The following is a 3,989-nucleotide window of genomic DNA, read 5'->3' as shown; positions in this document are numbered from 1 at the left end:
GACGAACTCCAGGTCACCGGCGGCGTTCCAGCGGACGCGGTCTCCGGTCCGGTACATCCGCCCGCCGCAGGGGGTCGACCGGCAGCGCCCCGGGCGGCAGGGCCCGCTCCGCCTCGGCCGCGAGCGCCGGGTCGTGCAGCGCCCGCAGGAACGCCCCGGTCTCGCCGCCGAGGCGCACCCGGTCCCCGTCCGGGGGCCGGACGTCGGCGAGCTCGCGGCCAGGCAGGAGCCGCGCGCCCCAGAACGGCCACGGGAACGACGGCGAGGGCTCCCCGACGAAGCGCGGCACGGGCACCGGCAGCGGCACCCTCGGCGCCAGCAGGGGCAGGGCCGCGATCTCCCGCCGGACGCCCGGGACCGCGATCCCGCGGCGCGGGAAGCGGAAGGCGAACTCCCCGGCGACGAGGAGCACGGTGTTGTCCCAGCCGGTGGCGAGGCGCTCCACCGCGGCGCCGCGCAGCTCGGGGAACCGCTCCCCCACCAGCGCGGCGGCGGCCTCCTCGGTGATCTCCCGTTCCGGCGCCCACTCGGGGGCCGCGGACGGCCCGTCCGGTCGCGACGTCATGCCGCCGCACGCTACCCGCGCGGCCCGGCGGGCGCCGCCATGCCGAGACTTGACCGGGCCTTACGTGTAGCGGACGGGCCGCGGGAATGATGCCCTTCGCCCGATCTCCGACCGATGTGGGGAACGATGCGTTTTCTAGCACGCGCACACCAGATGCCCGCCCGGCTCATCGTCGGGGCGTTCGTCCTGAACTCCGGGCTGTCCAAACTGAAGGCCGAGGACGAGACGGCCCAGTACGTCCACGGCACGGCGAAGACCGCCTACCCGTTCCTGTCCTCGCAGGATCCGGTGGAGTTCACCCGCAAGCTCGGCAAGGCCGAGGTCGCGCTCGGCGCCGCGCTGCTGCTCCCGGTCGTGCCGTCGCTGGTGGCGGGCGCCGCCCTGACCGCGTTCGCGGCCGGGCTGACCGGCCTCTACCTGCGGCTTCCCGGGACGCGGGAGGAGGGCAGCCTGCGCCCCACCCAGGAGGGCATACCGCTCGCCAAGGACTCCTGGCTCCTCGGCATCGGCGCCGCCCTGACGCTGGAGGACCTGCTCGGCTCGCACGAGAGGAAGACCGTCATCCAGGCCGAGGTGGTCCCCGGCTGACGCGGCGGCCGGTCGCGCGCCCGCGGGTCCTTGACGGCGGGCGCGCCGCCCGGTGAGGATCGGCGCGTCCCCAGGAGGCCGCGCCATGACGTCCCAGCCCCAGCCGTCCCCGGTCATCCGCGTCGCCGGGCGCGCCGACGCCGGGCCCGTCGCCGGCGTCCTCGGGCGGGCCTTCGACGACGACCCGGTCTGGCGGTGGCTCCTCCCGGACGACGGGTCCCGCGTCCGGCGCCTGACCCTGCTGTTCCGGACCGCCCTGCGGCACGTCCACCTCCGGCACGGCGCGACCGAGGCCACCGGGCGGGGCGCCGCCGTCGAGGCCGCGGCCCTGTGGGACCCGCCCGGGCAGTGGCACATCCCGCTGGCGACGCAGGCCAGGCAGGCTCTGCCCCTGCTGCGCGTCTTCGGCGCGCGGGTGCCCGCCGCCCTGCGCACGCTCGGCGAGATCGAGGCCCACCATCCGCGCGAGCCCCACTGGTACCTGTCGGTGCTCGGCACGGACCCCGCGGCGCAGGGGAACGGTCTCGGTGGCGCGCTGCTTCGGTCGCGCCTCGACCGCTGCGACGCCGGCGCCCTGCCCGCCTATCTCGAATCGTCCAAGGAGCAGAACGTCCCGTACTACGAGAGGTTCGGGTTCCGGGTGACGCGGGAGCTCGCGCTGCCGGGCAAGGGCTGCCCACCGGTGTGGCTCATGTGGCGGGACCCCGCGCCCGGAGGCTGACCGGGACGGATCGCGCCGGGCTCAGCGGGGCTTCGGCCAGGCCGCCGCCATGGCCGGAAGCGGTCACGCGCCGGAATGCGTCCCCGGCGGGCGTGCGCGCTCCGCGACGGCCCGTGTCCCGGCCGCGTTCCTGCTGCCCGCCACCTGCGGCTCCCGGATCGGGCGGTCCGCGCCAAACCCGGATGGCACGATGCGGCCACCGGCGGCCCGGGTTCCGGACGGCCCGCGGACGCCGCCCGCCACCGGCCGGTCTCCGCCGCCTACCGTTCGAAGTGGACCACCGCATGCTTCCCGAGGCGATCGTTGACGGAGATGACGCCCCAGTGACCGTCACCGACCGGGTTCCGCCGCGAGCACCCCGACCCCGACCCCGACCCGGTCCGCGCCGTGCCGGGCGCCGCGCCGCCCATTCCCTGGATAGCCATGGCCGGCGAGTGGCCCGCATGGCCGGTGATGAGCCGGGAGCGGACCCGGACGACTCCGCCGGGCCCGCCGACCGGCCGGGCACATCCCCGAACGGGGTGGTTACATGAGCGTTCCGGCGGAGCTCTCCGCGTGGGAGGCGCCGCGCGCGGACTCCGACGCGCTCGCCCTGGACCGGCCGGGCGTCGCGCGGATCCACGACTACCTCCTCGGCGGCAAGGACAACTACGCGGCCGACCGCGACCTGGCCCGGCGGATCCTCCGGATCCTTCCGCGCGCGGCGGAGGCGGCGCGGGACGGCCGCGCGTTCCTCGGCCGCGCCGTGCGGACGCTCGCCGAGCGCGGCGTCCGGCAGTTCGTCGATCTCGGCTGCGGGCTCCCGGCGGCCGAGAACCTGCACCGGATCGCCGCCCGCCACACCGCCGCGCCCCGGGTCCTGTACGTCGACGGCGATCCGCTCGTCATCGCGCACGCCCGCGCGCTGCTGCTGGACGGGGGCAACATCGGCGCGCTGCGCGCCGACCTCCGCGAGCCCGAGGCGATCGCGAGCAGCCCGGAGATGAAGCGGCTCATCGATCCGGCGGAGCCCACGGCGCTGGTCTTCTCGTCCGTGCTGCACTTCCTGCCCGATCCGCACCGCACGGTCGCCGCGCTGGCCGCGTCCGCCGCCCCCGGCAGCGCCCTCGTGATCTCGCACGCCACCGCCGACGGCGCGCCCGCCGCGGTCGCCGAGGCGGCGCGGCTGTACGGCGAGACGTGCGGCGTGCCGCTGTTCCCCCGCGGCGCCGCCGAGATCGAGGCCCTGTTCGGCCCGTTCACGCCGCTCGCGCCCGGCGTCACCCCGGTCGCGCACTGGCGGTTCCGGACGGCGCCGCGCCCGGCCGCCCGCACCCTGCTCCACGGCGGCCGCGGGACGGACGGGTCGGATCCTGGTGGGCATGGATCGTCCTCCTCTGGAGCTGTGCGACCTCTGGAGCCGTGCCCCTAGAAGATCACGCCTCGCCGCGGCATGTCCCCGGCTTCGGTCCCGGGCATGCGACGGGGGCCGTCCGAAAATCCGGACGGCCCCCGTGGACCGGGCGCGCGGGCGCGTCAGGCCTGCTTGGTCTCCCAGAAGATCTTGTCGATCTCCGCGATCTTGCCGAGCAGCTCCTCGGCGACGCCGACGTCCATGCTGCCCTTGGTGCCGGAGGCGCCGGCGAGCTTGGTGGCCTCGTTGAACAGCGTGTGCAGCTGCGGGTACTTCTCGAAGTGCGGCGGCTTGAAGTAGTCCGTCCACAGCACCCAGAGGTGCTCCTTGACGAGCTGGGAGCGCTGCTCCTTGATGAGGATGGCCCGGGCGCGGAACTCGGGGTCCTCGTTGGCCGCGTACTTCTCGGCGATCGCCTTGACCGACTCGGCCTCGATCCGGGCCTGCGCCGGGTCGTAGACGCCACACGGCAGGTCGCAGTGCGCGGAGACCGTGGTCTTCGGGCGCAGAAGCTTGAACACCTGCGATTCCCTTCCCTCGTATCGGATCATGCTCAGGTCTCCGACATTACCCTTGTGCCGCGGGGGCCGTCCGGCCAGGGCGCTCGGTAATTCGGCCTAAGTCCCGGGCCCCGGGACGGGCGGCGGGTGCGGCCGGGGCGCGGCGCGGGAAGGATCTGAGGGGGCCGCGGCCGAGTGGGATTCGGTTTAGTGGTACCACTG

The 3,989-nt window shown here is 75.4% G+C and carries 5 protein-coding genes; 3 read left to right on the top strand and 2 right to left on the bottom strand.

Annotated elements, in window-relative coordinates:
* Nucleotides 1–13: 13 nt before the first annotated feature.
* The gene (locus E1300_RS48250; protein ID WP_131763962.1) at nucleotides 14–565 is read right to left on the bottom strand and encodes a phosphotransferase; all 552 of its coding nucleotides are present in this window, start codon (nucleotides 563–565) and stop codon (nucleotides 14–16) included.
* Between the two features lie 153 nt (nucleotides 566–718).
* Between E1300_RS48250 and E1300_RS48245 the strand changes: the two genes are divergently transcribed.
* The 3 genes from E1300_RS48245 (at nucleotide 719) to E1300_RS48235 (ending at nucleotide 3,285) form a co-directional block, all read left to right on the top strand.
* Entirely contained in the window at nucleotides 719–1,153 is a 435-nt protein-coding gene (locus E1300_RS48245) for a hypothetical protein (RefSeq protein WP_242619887.1), read from the top strand.
* 85 nt (nucleotides 1,154–1,238) lie between these two features.
* Nucleotides 1,239–1,874 (top strand): GNAT family N-acetyltransferase, encoded by a 636-nt coding sequence (locus E1300_RS48240; protein ID WP_131763960.1) that lies wholly within the window; start codon nucleotides 1,239–1,241, stop codon nucleotides 1,872–1,874.
* A gap of 529 nt (nucleotides 1,875–2,403) precedes the next feature.
* Complete coding sequence (locus tag E1300_RS48235; RefSeq protein WP_131763959.1) at nucleotides 2,404–3,285, top strand: SAM-dependent methyltransferase; 882 nt, start codon at nucleotides 2,404–2,406, stop codon at nucleotides 3,283–3,285.
* 104 nt (nucleotides 3,286–3,389) lie between these two features.
* On the opposite strand, the gene sodN is transcribed toward E1300_RS48235, so the two are convergent.
* A complete protein-coding gene (sodN, locus tag E1300_RS48230; RefSeq protein WP_131763958.1) occupies nucleotides 3,390–3,818 on the bottom strand; it encodes a superoxide dismutase, Ni in 429 nt (142 codons plus the stop codon).
* Nucleotides 3,819–3,989 lie beyond the last annotated feature (171 nt).

This window comes from Actinomadura fibrosa (genome assembly GCF_900659615.1).
Classification (GTDB): Bacteria; Actinomycetota; Actinomycetes; order Streptosporangiales; family Streptosporangiaceae; genus Spirillospora; species Spirillospora fibrosa.
The sequence above is the reverse complement of the archived record's forward strand: the minus strand, read 5'-3'. Positions and strand labels throughout refer to the sequence as shown.

Bases quoted from the DNA above. Each gene is read 5' to 3' on its own strand.
- E1300_RS48250 (WP_131763962.1), bottom strand. From the start codon at position 565: ATGACGTCGCGACCGGACGGGCCGTCCGCGGCCCCCGAGTGGGCGCCG.
- sodN (WP_131763958.1), bottom strand. From the start codon at position 3,818: ATGATCCGATACGAGGGAAGGGAATCGCAGGTGTTCAAGCTTCTGCGC.
- E1300_RS48240 (WP_131763960.1), top strand. From the start codon at position 1,239: ATGACGTCCCAGCCCCAGCCGTCCCCGGTCATCCGCGTCGCCGGGCGC.
- E1300_RS48245 (WP_242619887.1), top strand. From the start codon at position 719: ATGCCCGCCCGGCTCATCGTCGGGGCGTTCGTCCTGAACTCCGGGCTG.
- E1300_RS48235 (WP_131763959.1), top strand. From the start codon at position 2,404: ATGAGCGTTCCGGCGGAGCTCTCCGCGTGGGAGGCGCCGCGCGCGGAC.